At 36.6% G+C, this 15542-nt stretch carries 12 protein-coding genes; 9 read left to right on the top strand and 3 right to left on the bottom strand.

Translation table 11 applies throughout. From position 1 onward, the window contains the following. The first annotated feature begins 16 nt into the window (after positions 1-16). Both pruA and RRF69_RS06710 read left to right on the top strand, forming a co-directional pair. Positions 17-1645 (top strand): L-glutamate gamma-semialdehyde dehydrogenase, encoded by a 1629-nt coding sequence (gene pruA / locus RRF69_RS06715; protein ID WP_316939073.1) that lies wholly within the window; start codon positions 17-19, stop codon positions 1643-1645. A gap of 185 nt (positions 1646-1830) precedes the next feature. Further along, positions 1831-4323, top strand: a complete 2493-nt coding sequence (locus RRF69_RS06710) for a zinc-dependent metalloprotease (protein ID WP_316939072.1) — start codon at positions 1831-1833, stop codon at positions 4321-4323. A gap of 129 nt (positions 4324-4452) precedes the next feature. On the opposite strand, the gene RRF69_RS06705 is transcribed toward RRF69_RS06710, so the two are convergent. From RRF69_RS06705 to RRF69_RS06695, 3 genes are all read right to left on the bottom strand, one after another. Then, on the bottom strand, positions 4453-4848 hold the full coding sequence (locus tag RRF69_RS06705; RefSeq protein WP_316939071.1) for a heavy-metal-associated domain-containing protein: 396 nt from the start codon (positions 4846-4848) through the stop codon (positions 4453-4455). A 3-nt stretch (positions 4849-4851) separates the two neighbouring features. After that, the gene (locus RRF69_RS06700; RefSeq protein WP_316939070.1) at positions 4852-7095 is read right to left on the bottom strand and encodes a TonB-dependent receptor domain-containing protein; all 2244 of its coding nucleotides are present in this window, start codon (positions 7093-7095) and stop codon (positions 4852-4854) included. A 68-nt stretch (positions 7096-7163) separates the two neighbouring features. Next, positions 7164-7568 (bottom strand): HYC_CC_PP family protein, encoded by a 405-nt coding sequence (locus RRF69_RS06695; RefSeq protein WP_316939069.1) that lies wholly within the window; start codon positions 7566-7568, stop codon positions 7164-7166. Between the two features lie 184 nt (positions 7569-7752). On the opposite strand from RRF69_RS06695, the gene RRF69_RS06690 reads away from it, so the two are divergent. The 7 genes from RRF69_RS06690 (at position 7753) to rodA (ending at position 15491) form a co-directional block, all read left to right on the top strand. Beyond that, a complete protein-coding gene (locus tag RRF69_RS06690; RefSeq protein WP_316939068.1) occupies positions 7753-8205 on the top strand; it encodes a GAF domain-containing protein in 453 nt (150 codons plus the stop codon). Between the two features lie 159 nt (positions 8206-8364). Further along, positions 8365-9891, top strand: a complete 1527-nt coding sequence (purH, locus tag RRF69_RS06685; RefSeq protein ID WP_316939067.1) for a bifunctional phosphoribosylaminoimidazolecarboxamide formyltransferase/IMP cyclohydrolase — start codon at positions 8365-8367, stop codon at positions 9889-9891. Between the two features lie 82 nt (positions 9892-9973). Next, positions 9974-11002, top strand: a complete 1029-nt coding sequence (locus RRF69_RS06680) for a rod shape-determining protein (RefSeq protein ID WP_316939066.1) — start codon at positions 9974-9976, stop codon at positions 11000-11002. Positions 11003-11077: 75 nt separating this feature from the next. After that, complete coding sequence (gene mreC / locus RRF69_RS06675) at positions 11078-11848, top strand: rod shape-determining protein MreC (RefSeq protein ID WP_316939065.1); 771 nt, start codon at positions 11078-11080, stop codon at positions 11846-11848. Further along, a complete protein-coding gene (locus RRF69_RS06670; protein WP_316939064.1) occupies positions 11841-12344 on the top strand; it encodes a hypothetical protein in 504 nt (167 codons plus the stop codon). Before mreC ends, RRF69_RS06670 begins: the two co-directional genes overlap by 8 nt. Next, a complete protein-coding gene (gene mrdA / locus RRF69_RS06665; protein WP_316939063.1) occupies positions 12344-14230 on the top strand; it encodes a penicillin-binding protein 2 in 1887 nt (628 codons plus the stop codon). The genes RRF69_RS06670 and mrdA overlap by 1 nt, the downstream gene beginning before the upstream one ends. Then, positions 14211-15491: a rod shape-determining protein RodA gene (gene rodA, locus RRF69_RS06660; protein WP_316939062.1), complete on the top strand. Its 1281-nt coding sequence runs from the start codon at positions 14211-14213 to the stop codon at positions 15489-15491. Before mrdA ends, rodA begins: the two co-directional genes overlap by 20 nt. Positions 15492-15542: the final 51 nt, after the last annotated feature.

Genomic DNA, 15542 nt, shown 5'->3' with positions numbered 1-15542 from the left:
TTAAACAATAGACATAATGGCAAGAGGATTTTTTAATGTTCCAAAAGCAGTAAACGAACCTGTAAAAGGATATGCTCCTGGATCTCCAGAAAGAGCAGAGGTATTGGCAACTTACAAAGAAATGTATAACGGAAATGTAGATGTGCCCATGCACATTAATGGTGAAGAAGTTAGAACAGGCAACACTAAAAACATCACCCCTCCTCATGATCACCAACATGTTGTGGGACAATATCATACAGCAGATATCGCTCATGTAGATGCAGCAATCTCTACTGCGTTAGCAGCTAGAGAGGCTTGGTCTAGTGTAAGCTGGATGGAGCGTGCTTCTATCTTTTTAAAAGCTGCAGAATTATTAGCAGGACCTTATAGAGCGAGAATGAATGCCGCAACCATGCTTGCTCAATCTAAAAATGTATATCAAGCAGAAATTGATGCTGCTTGTGAAATGATCGATTTCTTTCGATTCAACGTAGAGTACATGACCGACATCTTTAAAGACCAGCCCGCTTCTGCACCTTATGGCATCTGGAACCGAGTAGAGTATAGACCTTTAGAAGGATTTGTGTATGCAATTTCTCCATTCAACTTTACTTCTATTGCAGCAAACTTACCAGCAGCAGCAGCTTTAATGGGAAATGTTGTGGTTTGGAAACCTTCCGATCATCAAGCGTATTCTGCACAAGTAATTGTAGACCTATTTAAAGAAGCTGGTTTACCAGACGGTGTAATTAATGTAATTTATGGAGATCCAGTAATGATTTCCGATAGGGTATTGGCTTCTCCAGATTTCTCTGGATTGCACTTTACAGGGTCGACTCACATTTTCAAAAGTTTATGGAAACAAATCGGAAACAATATTCATCACTATAAAACATATCCAAGAATTGTTGGAGAAACTGGTGGAAAAGATTTTATTTGGGCTCACAACTCTTCAAATGCGCTACAAGTTGCAACGGCAATCACAAGAGGTTCTTTTGAATATCAAGGACAAAAATGTTCTGCATCCTCTCGGGCTTATATTCCTGCTTCAATGTGGGAAGATGTAAAAGGACACTTGATAGCACAATCTAACGAAATCAAAATAGGCTCTCCAGAAGATCCTTCAAATTTTGTAAATGCAGTGATTCACGAAGGTTCTTTTGATAAAATTGCAAGTTTTATTGATGCTGCAAAAGCAGACCCAGATGCTGAAATTATTATTGGAGGTGGACACGACAAATCCGTAGGATACTTTATTGAACCTACTGTAATTTTAGCAAAAACACCTACCTATTCAACAATGACTACCGAATTATTTGGTCCGGTAATGACCATTTTTGTATACGAAGATGCTGAATGGGAAGCTTCCTTACAATTAGTAGATCAATCTACCGAATATGCGTTAACGGGAGCAATTTTCTCTACAGATAGATACATTGTTGAGAAAGCTTCTAAAGCATTGGAAAATGCTGCTGGAAACTTCTACATCAACGACAAGCCAACGGGAGCGGTGGTTGGCCAACAACCTTTTGGAGGTGCACGTGCTTCAGGAACCAATGACAAAGCGGGTTCTGCTCAAAATTTATTGCGCTGGACATCCGTTCGAATGATCAAAGAAACCTTTGTAACTCCTACAGATTACAAATATCCTTTCTTAGGATAATCGAAATTCGATTCTCAATTTTTATAAACGCCACATCTACTAATGATGTGGCGTTTTATTTGCTCTTTTTTGAAAACTTTTTCAAACTACAAAGGCCCTGCTTCTTTTTTTACAAATTGACATTCCGTGTTGCTTTTAAGAGATATTTTCATAACTTAGATGACTGTTTAATTAAACCATTTCAAATGACTAAAAAAATTCTATCAAGACTAGTATTGCTTGCATTAATTTTTGGATATTCCGTAGAAGCAAATGCACAATTCTGGAAAAAGAAAAAGAAAGATACCCCAGTAGATACTGTTTCGAAACCAAAACCCAAAAAAGGAGCAATCAAAGCCTACGATAAAGTAGTAACCAAAGAACACCTAACAGACGAAGGGCTGTTTAAAGTACATTCTAAAGACAATACTTATCTTTTCGAAATTCCAGATTCTATTCTAAATAGAGAGTTATTAATGGTAACTCGAATTGCCAAAACGGCCGCTGGAATCGGTTTTGGAGGTGGGAAAACCAACACACAAGTATTGCGCTGGGAGAAAAATAATAAACACATTTTGTTGAGAGTTGTTTCTTATGATGTGGTAGCAGATACTATTTTACCCGTACATGAGGCTGTGGTAAACTCCAACTTAGAACCCATTTTGTTTTCGTTTCCAATCAAAGCATTTAGCACCGATTCTACGGCTACGGTAATCGATGCAACAGAACTTTTCACTACCGATGTGAAGCCTTTAGGATTTCCAGAACGCAGAAGAAAAACCTATAAAATTAGTCGAATGGACAAAGATCGCTCCTATATAGACAGAATCAGTAGTTACCCCCAGAACATAGAAATCAGACATGTAAAAACCTATTTAGCAAACAATGCTCCTTCAAATGCGGCACTCGGTTCAATTACTGTTGAAATGAGCAACTCGATGATCTTACTTCCCAAAGTACCCATGAAACGTCGTTATTTTGACGAACGTGTTGGATGGTTTGCAAGGAGTCAAACCGATTATGGCTTAGATGCTCAAAAAAGTAAAACCCTAACCTATTTAGATCGATGGAGATTAGAAGTCAAAGAAGAAGATCTCGAAAAGTTTCAACGAGGAGAATTGGTTGAGCCAAAAAAACAGATTGTATATTATGTAGATCGAGCGACACCTAAAGAATGGGTTCCATATATCAAACAAGGAATTAACGATTGGCAAGTTGCCTTTGAAGCTGCTGGATTTAAGAATGCAATTATTGCTAAAGATCCACCTACCAAAGAAGAAGATCCAGATTGGTCTCCAGAAGATGTGCGGTATTCTGTAGTCCGTTATTTAGCGTCTCCAATCCCCAATGCCAATGGTCCTCATGTAAGTGATCCACGATCTGGAGAAATTCTAGAATCAGATATCAATTGGTATCACAATGTAATGACCTTGCTGCACAACTGGTATTTTATTCAAACGGCTGCAATCAATCCAGACGCTAGGGGAAATGAATTCAAAACAGAAACCATGGGCCGATTGGTGCAATTTGTCTCTTCCCATGAAGTTGGACATACAATTGGACTGCCTCACAATATGGGAAGTTCTGTAGCCTATCCTGTAGATTCTCTTCGTTCAGCTTCATTTACTTCAAAATACGGAACAGCTCCTTCTATTATGGATTATGCTCGTTTCAATTATATTGCACAACCCGAAGACAAAGGAGTTGCATTGATGCCAAATATTGGAATCTATGATACATATGCCATTTCTTGGGGATACAAACCTATTTTAGATAAAGATGCAAAAGCTGAAAAGCCAATCTTAGACTCTTGGATTATGGAACATGCTGGCGATCCAATGTACCGATTTGGTCACCAGCAAGCAGGTGGAGTGGTAGATCCGAGTTCGCAAACTGAAGACCTTGGAGATGATGCCATGAAAGCATCGACCTACGGTATAAAAAACTTGAAACGAATTTTACCAAAACTGGAAGAATGGACCTCAGAAAAAGGAGAAAATTACAGTGAATTATCTACCATGTATGGGCAACTTTTAAGTCAGTTCAACAGGTATATGGGACATGTAACTTCTAATATTGGTGGTGTCTATGAATATTACAAAACATCCGATCAAGAAGGTGCGGTGTACACCCATGTAGACAAAGCAACTCAAAAGCAAGCTTTAAAATTTGTGATCAATGAGCTGTTCAAAACCCCAAAGTGGATGCTCGATCAAAACATCTTTAGTAAAACCGAATTTTCAGGTTCTGTGGAAAGAGTTCGCGGTTTACAGGCCCGAACATTAAATACTATTTTGGATGCTGGCAGAATGGCGAGAATGATTGAAAATGAGACCATGAATGGCGCTAAAGCCTATTCTTTGATTCAAATGATGCGCGACTTACGCAAAGGTGTTTGGACAGAAGTATACAACGGAAGAACAGCAGATACCTACAGAAGAAATCTTCAAAGAGCTTATTTGGATCGATTGGATTTCTTAATCCATGAAGCCAAAAATCAAAAAGGAACCAATGCTGGATACTTGAAGAAAAGTGGTATCAATGTAAATCAATCGGATATAAAATCGGTTGCAAGAGGAGAGTTAAAGCGATTACAACGCAGTGCTAAAAGCGCAGCAGCTAAAGCCCCTAATACCATTACTCGCTATCACTACCAAGATGTTGTTGATAGAATTGAAGAAATTTTAAATCCTAAATAAAGTAATTTTATTAGTACAATTAATTAAGGCTCCCTTTTCAGGGAGCCTTAATTTTTTAACTTCTACCACGCTCTTTGAGTGGTTCAACTTCTTTCGTTCCATCTTGGATAAGAAATGATTTCTTCTCAACTAGTCTTTTTTTTGTTGCTTTACGACCCCTCCTTCGTGGTCCATAACAATTTCATCATCTCTATATTTACAGCAAGGATGAACCGAATTGTAGGCTTCGTCTGTGGCCTTAACCCCAATAACATCGTGCCCAACTTTTAAAATATTTCTTTGAACCGTGGTGACAGTTGTTTTATGTTCATCGAGAATTAAACTCAGTTGATGCGTTTTCACATTCCAGAGCGCAAACTTCACCCCTTTTGTTTTCAAGGCAGCTGTCTCAATTCGCTTTTTACACATTCCACAGATACCGTCTACTTCAAAAGATATCTTTGCATTTTTACTCTTTTGTACTGTTTGTGCTTGTGTTGAAATTCCCATCAATAACAAACTCATTCCAAGGATTATTTTTTTCATTTTTTATTGAATTTTATATCTAATTCCTGCATACAATGCACGTCCAAAAACGGGCGCATACACAATAGTTGTATCAAAGTGCACACCAAAAGGGGCATCACTTGCTAAAATAGGTTTTTTTTGTTGCACATTGGTTAGGTTTTCACCTCCAAAATAAATCTCAAATTGATTCGAAAATACTCTGGTAATTTGTGAATTCAGCAATTGGTAGGCCTTCGAAAATTCAGCGAGCTGGTAGGCAGTTGGATTCCTACTCGTATCGGGTAACCGTTGTTTTCCGATCTGATTAAAGGTAAGGTCAAATTTCCATTGAGATCCCTTTTCACTTTCTACCGTTTCATAAGAAAGGTTTGCAAAGAATCGGTTTTTGGGCTGAATTGGTTTCTGCAAATTTCCATTTTTATAATCGGTTGAAATATCGAAATATTTATATGCTGAGCGAAAAGATAAGCCTTCAGCAAGATCAAAATTGAGTTCTAACTGAAAGCTGTTAGCAATACTTTCTCCTTTCAAATCGTAAAAAGAAATTGCTTGTGGATTCTCCCAATCTACAACTATCTGATTGTTAAAATCGGTTCTATAAAAATCGAAGGATAGATCTCCTTTGTTCTCAAAAATCTTAAATTTATGCAAATACGAAATTCCATAATTCCATGCAATTTCTGGATTCAAACCATAAATATTTCCACCAGAATTGTCAATATTGATTTGTCTAGAACTTGCAAATAGCTGTTGGTTTTCTGCAAAAATATTAGCGCTTCTCTTTCCTCTTCCTGCAGAAGCTCTAAACACACCATCTTCCCAAGGAGCATAACGCAAATGCAAACGCGGTGTGATGAAATTTCCTAATAAATTATGCGAATCTACTCGCAAACCCGCCGTAAAACTAAAGTCTTCAAGATTGTCAAATCCATACTCAAAAAAAGCACCCACCGATTTTTCCTTTCGATCATAGTTTGTTGTATTTACCAATTCATCATACCGATCAAAGGTAAAACTGATTCCCGTTTTGAACTTGTTTCTTGTATCGCCAATAATCGAATTGAATAACAAGTTGGAATAGACACTTTCATGCTGTATGTCATATCTGTTCAACCCAAAATAGGAGTCTTGTTGATGGTTGCTATACGCCAATTGAAATCCGAAACTTTGGTAGGGAATTTCAGGAAATACATACCCCACCTTTGCCGAAGTTTCAAAACGTTGTGTGTCTATCTCGCTTCCCCAAAAGCGAGTCGTCCCTTTATCGATATCTGGATTAAAATTCATTTCTCCAGTCTGTTTTTCGTCGTTCAAATAACGAACATTGATGAAACTTACCCAGCCTTTTTCAGCATCTGTGTACTGCCATCGGTTCATCACATTGATCTGATTCGCTAAGGGTGCATCTAAAAAATTATCTTTGTTATTGTCAAATTTCTGTCCTCTGTAATTTCCATGTACATACCCTCCTGTTTGCCATTTTTCTGAAACTCTTTGATTGATATGGGTATTTACTTCTATCCTACCATTGAGAGAAGTGTAGGCGTTAAAAAAAAAGGGATTGTCAGAAAAAGGCTTTACCAACTCTGCATTGATTTGCCCAGAAATACTTTCATACCCGTTGACCACACTCCCTGCTCCTTTGGTAATCTGAATACTCTCAACCCAAGTTCCAGGAGTGAAGGTCAAACCAAAAGCTTGAGCGGCTCCTCTTACAGAAGGAATATTTTCTTGAGAAATCAATAAATATGGACTGGTCAAACCCAGCATTCTAATTTGTTTTGTTCCCGTAAGCGCGTCTGAAAAACTAACGTCTATGGAAGGATTTGTTTCAAAACTTTCTGCCAAATTACAGCAGGCAGCTTTTAAAAGCTCATCGGAATTTACTGTAAACACATTGGTCGTAGCAAAAAAAGACTTTTGAGTTGCTCGTTTTCTGCTTCGAATCACCACTTCTGTAGTTTCTGTTGTTTCAGTTAAAACATGATGAATTGGAGCTAAGCTTCGAATACGAATCGTATCAGTTTGATAGCCAATATAACTGACAATAAGTTTTGTGTATGTAGATTTGTATGGGATCGAAAACCAACCTTTTTCGTTTGTGGTGGTTCCAACATTAGTGTCTAACCAACGAACGTTCACACCATAAACCCCTAATTGATCTTTTGGATTGTTCTGATCCATGATCATTCCTCGAAATTCTTTCTGAGAAAAGAGCATCAATGGAAGCAACATCAAGATGCTACCCGTAAAATATTTTTTCATGATTTGTAGATTTACTAATTAATTATTTCTTCTGTAAGAGAAGCTAGAATTGAATTATTAAAACTAAATCAAATTAAAAAGCTTTGGAATAATACCTGATAATCATACCGAATATCTGGCGGAAAAGGATTGATAAATTGTAGTTTTTTTGAACTGATTTCTACAAAGTTTTTTTTAAGTAATCCTTTGGAAATAATCAGTAAATTTAATGCTTTGAAGTCGATGACATCTGCAACACTTTTTTGCAATTGGTCTTGCCCCTCAATCTGGTGTACCTCGTCTTTACAACAGGATTTTTTATTGATTTTTGAGGATGCCTTTTTTTCCATTCCGCAGCCGTCTGCATGCCCCAAATAGGAAACATCCATTAAAAAATCGCCACAATAATGCTTTTCTACCGTGAAGGAAAAGGTAGAAAATAGCACTAAAAATGCTAAACTCATTGAGGTGATGTGTAGGAATGTTTTTTTCATTGTAAAGTACAAATTTACAACATCTTAGTAAAACCTGAATAGTATTTAACATCTATTGATATAAACTGTGATGAATCTGTATTTGAACACCTATGGTTCTGCAAGAAAACAATCTTAAAATGACCGCTCTTTTTATCATTTTAAACCGATTTTAGGTTATTTTTGCACCAAAGAAATTCGAGGTATGAAGAGTCCCATTTTAAAAGAAGCCCTGTTCACGATTTTAAAATCAGAGCAAGAAATCGCAGCAAAACTTCAAGAAATTACTGCATTATTAGCCGCCTCAATACCCTATTATGACTGGGTAGGCTTCTATTTTAAAAACGGTGATAAAGAAGAATTAAAACTCGCCCAGTATACGGGGGAGGAAACCGAGCATACCCTTATTCCTTTTGGTAAAGGAATTTGCGGACAAGTAGCTCTGAGTAACAAAAATTTTATCGTTCAAGATGTGTCAGAGCAAGAAAACTACATTTCATGTGGATGGAAAGTGAAATCTGAAATTGTGATTCCAATTTTTGTGAATGGAGAAAACATCGGGCAAATTGACATTGATTCTCATACAGTACATCCTTTTACCAAAGATGATGAAGTACTTTTAGAGTTTGTCTGTCACGAGGTTGCCAAACTTTTTTAAACAGCACCTCCCGTTTTCAAAAACACTGAAATTCTAATCAAACTCATCTTCGGGTTATTTTTGATTTGTTGTTAATTACTTACCGTATTTGTTACTATCTTTTTATTGTGATGAAGCCCGAGTTTCACTAAATTTGTGAGCTTAACAACACAACAAAGAATGAGCACTTCAAAGACAATCAAATCCGCATTAATTTCGGTATTTCACAAAGATGGTTTAGCACCAATTGTAAAAAAGCTTCACGAATTAAACGTTACCATCTACTCTACAGGAGGAACAGAAAAATTCATTAAAGAATTAGGAATCGACGTTGTCCCAGTCGATGAAGTCACCTCGTACCCATCAATTCTTGGAGGAAGAGTAAAAACCCTACACCCCAAAGTTTTTGGAGGAATCCTAAACAGACAAGACAACGAAAGTGATGTTGCAGAATTGGCAGAATACAATATTCCACAAATAGACTTAGTTATTGTAGACCTCTATCCGTTTGAAAAAACAGTAGCCTCTGGAGCTCCAGAACAAGATATTGTTGAGAAGATAGATATCGGTGGAATTTCTTTGATTAGAGCTTCCGCAAAAAACTTTAAAGATACTTTTACGGTGTCTTCTATGGATCAATATGAAGAATTTTTAGAAGTGCTTTCCGCAAATAATGGAACTACTTCAATTGAACAACGAAAGAAATTTGCTGCAAAATCTTTTAATATTTCATCTCATTACGATACCGCAATTTTTAACTATTTTAACGAAGACGAAGTTGTTTATAAAGTAAGCCAAACCATTTCAAAAACCTTGCGATATGGAGAGAATCCTCATCAAAAAGGATATTTCTTTGGAGATTTGGACGCGATGTTTGACAAATTGCATGGGAAAGAATTGAGCTATAACAACCTACTCGATGTTGATGCAGCTGTCAACTTAATGAATGAATTCATCGGAGAGGCACCAACATTTGCAATTCTAAAACACAATAATGCCTGTGGTTTTGCTCAAAGAGCGACCATCAAACAAGCTTATGTAGATGCTTTGGCTGGAGACCCTGTTTCTGCTTTTGGGGGTGTTTTAATCTCGAATACAGAAATCGATGCAGCAACTGCAGAAGAAATACATACACTTTTTTGCGAAGTAGTCATTGCTCCTTCTTTTAGTGAAGAAGCGTTATCAATCTTAAAAGGGAAGAAAAATAGAGTTCTACTTATCCAAAAAAATACTAGCTTACCGATTCAAAATGTAAGAACTGCATTAAACGGATTGCTAGTTCAAGACAAAGATAGTATCACCGACGCCATAGAAGATTTTACTTATGCGACAAATACAAAACCCTCTGACAGTGAGTTAGTCGATTTGATTTTTGCTTCAAAAATTTGCAAGCACACCAAATCGAATACCATTGTATTTGTAAAAAACAACCAGCTATTAGCAAGTGGAACTGGACAAACCAGTAGAGTTGATGCCTTGACTCAAGCTATTGAAAAAGCAACTAATTTTGGATTTGATCTTCAAGGAGCAGTTATGGCAAGTGATGCTTTTTTCCCATTCCCAGATTGTGTCGAAATTGCTGAAAAAGCAGGGATAACAAGCGTCATTCAACCAGGAGGTTCTATCAAAGATCAATTGAGTATCGAATACTGTAACCAACACAATGTTTCTATGGTCTTAACAGGTACAAGGCATTTTAAACATTAAAATAATAATATGTAATTTACACAGCGTTTTTTAGTAGCTTTGTAAGAACACTTTATCCAGAATAAAGGAAACAACAGAATATATGGGTTTTTTTGATTTTATGACCGAAGATATTGCGATCGATTTAGGGACCGCAAATACACTTATTATCCACAATGGAAAAGTGGTGATTGACAGTCCTTCTATAGTAGCAAGGGATCGAACTACGGGTAAAATTATTGCAATTGGCAAACAAGCCAATTTAATGCAAGGAAAAACACACGAAAATATCAAAACAATTCGACCCTTAAAAGATGGAGTCATTGCAGATTTTCAGGCTTCTGAAGAAATGATCAAAGAATTTGTAAAACAAATTCCTTCTATTAAGAAGCGATTATTTCCACCAGCATTAAGAATGGTTATCTGCATTCCTTCTGGAATTACAGAAGTAGAAAAACGAGCGGTACAAGATTCTGCTCGCCATATGAATGCCAAAGAAATTTATCTAATCTATGAACCCATGGCTGCCGCAATTGGTGTCGGAATTGATATCATGGAACCAAAAGGAAACATGATAATTGACATAGGTGGAGGTACTACAGAAATTGCAGTAATTGCATTGGCGGGTATAGTATGTGATCAATCAGTAAAAGTTGCGGGTGATCTATTTACCAACGACATCATGTACTATATGAGAACCCAACACAATTTACATGTTGGAGAAACCACTGCTGAAAAAATTAAAATCACCATCGGAGCTGCTACGGAAGATTTGGATACACCACCAGAGGATATGTTAGTGCAAGGAAGAGATTTATTGAGCGGAAAGCCAAAACAAGTTCAAGTTTCTTATAGAGAAATTGCAAAAGCTTTGGACAAATCTATTTTACGAATTGAAGATGCCGTGATGGAAACATTGTCTAAAACACCTCCAGAATTGGCTGCAGACATCTACAATACGGGAATCTATTTAGCCGGAGGAGGATCAATGTTGCGTGGTTTAGACAAGCGTTTGTCGCGCAAAACAGATTTACCAGTTTATATTGCAGAAGACCCTTTGAAAGCGGTAGTTCGAGGAACTGGAATTGCCTTAAAAGAACTTGATAAATACAAAAATATTTTAATGAAATAATCCCGCAAATGAGTTCTAAGAATGCAGCAACTGATATCGTTTATACAAAAGTATAAATACTTACTTTTTTTTATAATGCTTCAATCGATTGCTATTCATTTAACAATTCGAAACAACAACTTTCATAAGAGTACCTTTCTAAATTCAACCAACTTTATTACTGGAAGCCTCTATGAAAAGACGGCTCAACTTTCCAATTACTTTAAACTTACTACCCAAAATCAGGATCTAATTGAAGAAAACCAAATCTTGCGAAATCACATCGCATTCCTAAGTAGCAAAAAAGATAGTCTCCCTGAAATTACCAAAACAGATTCTATACACTATCACCAAAAATTTAGCTATACATCTGGGAAAATCATCAAAAATGAATATCATAAACCTTTCAATTACCTGCTCATAAACAAAGGGAATCTCAGTGGAATTTCAAAAGAAATGGCGGTTTTTAATCATAAAGGAATCATTGGGATTACCGAAAAAACAACCGAAAATTATACCCGAGTACAATCTATTCTGAATAAAAACACTAGGATTAGTGCCCGTTTAAAAAATGGTTCCAATTATTTCGGCCCCTTATTGTGGGACGGTAAAGATTACCGCCAGGTCCAACTGACAGATATTCCTAGACAAGCGAATGTTAAGGTGGGAGACACGATTGTAACCAGTGGAAGATCGACTATTTTTCCTGAAGGAATCTTGGTTGGAACCGTTCTGAAAATTGACAATAGAACGAGTACTGACAATCAAATTAGTGTTCAGTTATTTAACGATATGAGTAATTTAAGACATGTTTATATTGTAAAAAACTTGCACAAGCTCGAACTAAAAACTTTAGAAAATGAATAGAACAATCTACTATACATTCATCGGTTTGGTCTTAGTTTTATTACAGGTATTGGTACTCAATAATATTCTTTTTTTCGGACACATCAACCCTTACCTTTACATTGCCTTTGTTTTCATTTTCCCAATAAAAGAAGATCGTTTTTACTTTTTATGGACTGCATTTCTACTGGGATTCGTTGTTGATATTTTCTCTGATTCTGGAGGAATTCATACCTTTTCAACAGTATGCATCGCATACACGCGCCTTTTCTTTCTCAAACTGTATTTTAGAAAAACATCAGTAGATTACCCTTTTTTCAATCTTCAAAAAGAGCCTTTTGGCAAAATTTTTAACTTCACCGTAACTTTAACAATAATTCATCACCTTCTTTTATTTTCTTTGGCTAACTTTAGCTTTCAAAATTTTTCTGACATCTTGCTAAATACTTTGTATTCAAGTATTTTTACACTGAGTCTCTTCTTTATTGGAAACTATATTTTTATAAAAAAACCATAATGAAAAGAAGTTTTTTATTGTATTTTTTCATCACCATCGTTGGTGTTATTTTTATCGGCCGCTTGTTTCAACTTCAAATTCTTAGAGGACAGAACTACGATCCAATAAATAATCCTGCAGTAAAAACAGCATACGATTACCCAGAAAGAGGCTATGTGTACGATCGAAATGGAAAACTGGTGATCGCAAATCAGCTATCCTACGATGTAATGATTCAACCCAACAAAGTTGAACCCCTGGACACTCTTGAATTTTGTACTTTGTTGAAAATTGACAAAAATAGTTTTATCACCCGTTTTCAAAGAGCGCAAAACTATGCTTCCTACCTCCCCTCCGTTTTTTTAAAACAATTGGCAAAAGAGGACTATGCATACCTGCAAGAAAAATTGCACAACTTTACTGGTTTTTACATTCAAAAAAGAATCATTCGAGAATACCCAATAAATGCTGCAGCTAATGTCTTTGGTTATATCAGCGAAGTGGATGAAGAAAAAGCAAAGAATAGCTCTTATTATGAACAAGGAGAACTAATAGGAAAAGCAGGTATCGAAAAAGAATATGAAAATTTCTTAAGAGGAACCAAAGGAAAAAAGTACTTCCATAGAAACCGATTCAATAAAGTTACAGGTTCCTATAGAGACGGAGTCTTAGATACCTTGCCGGTCAACGGAAAGGATTTGACCCTAACCATCGATATCGAATTGCAACAGTATGCAGAACGATTAATGAGCGGAAAACGGGGGGGCATTGTAGCAATTGAACCTTCAACAGGAGAAATTTTAGCATTGGTAACTGCTCCTTCTTATGATCCAAATATGCTGGTAGGTCGGAAACGTTCTAAAAACTCTGTTTTTTTAATGGATCCTAAAAACCCCGATAAACCTGCATATGACAGAGCTTTGATGGCACAATATGCACCAGGATCTCCTTTTAAAATTATGAATGCCTTAATTGGTTTGCAAGAAAAAGTCATCACTGTCAATAGCTCTTTTCAATGTTACAATGGATTTCGCTATGGAAGTAGAAAAAACGAATTTATGGGCTGTCATTGCGGAATTGTAGGACAGCCCATTCATTTAAAAACAGCGATTTCAAAGTCGTGCAATAGTTATTTTTCCAACACGTTTAAACGCATTGTTGAAAAAGATAACGAGCCCTCAATCGGTCTAAATACGTGGAGTACCCATGTAAAAAGTTTTGGTTTGGGGAATTACTTAGGATATGACTTACCTGCGGGTGCTTCTGGTAGAATCCCTACGGGTGACTATTATGATCAGAGGATTAACTTTCGTTGGAATGCCTCCTCGATCATCTCCAATGCAATTGGTCAAGGTGATATTGAAACGACACCTATCCAATTGGCAAATTTTACAGCAGCTATTGCTAACAAGGGGTTTTTCTATACTCCTCATATTCTTAAAAAAATAGATGGGGCTATTATTGAAAACCCAAAATACACGGTTCCTAAAAAAACAACCATCGATGCCCAACATTTTGATCCTATTATAGAAGCCATGCACGAAGTTTTTAAATCCGGAACTGGAAAATGGAGTCAAATAAAAGGAATTGAAATTTGTGGAAAAACAGGAACCATAGAAAATTCAATCAAAATTATTGACGGTATAAAGACACAGGCACCCGATCATTCATTATTGGTCGCTTTTGCTCCAAAAGACAATCCTAAAATTGCCATTGCCGTTTTTGTGGAAAACGGAGGCTTTGGTTCAACAATTGCAGCCCCCATATCGAGCTTGATTATTGAAAAATATCTTCGGAATGAAATTTCAAAACCGTGGGTAGAAGAACAAATGCTAGCACTCAGTTTACAAGATATTTACGAACAACAAATCCAAAAACCAGAAACCTTTGCGTCAGGAACGAAATAATATTTTTGCCGGAATCGACTGGATTTTAGTCTTTCTATACCTCTTTCTAGTTGGTTTTGGATGGCTCAATATTTATGCAGCAACTCGTACAGAAGAAGATGTAGCCCTACTCAGCTTTTCAACAAAATATGGAAAACAACTCATATTTATCTGTTTCACTTTGCCACTCATTATCTTTATTCTGTTTTTCAATTCCAAATTTTATGAACGCTTTTCGGGCATTTTGTACCTACTCTCGCTGCTATCACTACTGGGGCTCTTTCTCTTTGGAAAAACCATTAATGGTGCAACCTCTTGGTATGATTTTGGAGGCATCGGATTACAACCCTCAGAATTTGTAAAAGCATTTACAGCATTGGCGATTGCAAAATTGCTTAGTGACCGGCTGTACAATTTTAAACTGATCAAAAATCAAATCAAGGCATTCATCATTATTTTTACTCCTTCCGTTTTTATCATCCTACAACCTGATGCAGGTTCTGCTTTAATCTATTTGGCATTCTTTTTTGTATTGAATAGAGAAGGGTTGACCTTAAATTATATTCTTTTAGGAGCGATCACAATTCTTGTTTTTATCCTTACCATCTATTTTGGACCTAAACCAATTCTAACCATCCTAATCGTACTACTTACTTTCTATCTCATTGTCATCTTAAGAAAAGCTGGAATTCGGTTTTTGCGCTTCAATTGGTTTAAAATATTGTGCGCATTTCTCGTTTTTGGGCTCTTTGTCATCGGAACAGATTATGTGTACAAAAATGTATTACCCGCCCATCAAAAAGATCGATTTGATATTTTATTAGGAATCAAAACAGACAACACAGGAATTGGATACAATTCGTATCAATCGGAATTTACCATCAGTTCGGGAGGCTTCAATGGAAAAGGTTTTCTGAAAGGAGATTTGACACAAGGAGACTTTGTCCCTGAGCAACACACCGATTATATTTTTAGCATTGTAGGAGAAGAATGGGGGTTTCTTGGGAGCAGCTGTGTAATCATTCTTTTCATGCTATTGCTGTTTAGAATCATTTATCTAGCTGAAACCCATAATAATAAATTTGGAAGGGTGTATGGCTATGGAGTGGCATCCATTCTATTTTTTCACATGATTGTAAACATCGGCATGGTGATTGGATTGCTGCCTACGGTTGGAATCCCCTTGCCTTTTTTTAGCTACGGAGGCTCTTCGCTTTGGGGCTTTACCATACTCCTCTTTATCTTTATCCGTTTGGACGCACACAAAAATTACGACTGGTAAAGCACATAAAAATAAGTCATAAAAAAAGCTCTGAATTTTCATTCAGAGCTT

Source organism: Polaribacter sp. HL-MS24, from assembly GCF_032758595.1.
GTDB lineage: Bacteria > Bacteroidota > Bacteroidia > Flavobacteriales > Flavobacteriaceae > Polaribacter.
This window is presented reverse-complemented; position numbering and strand designations above follow the sequence as displayed.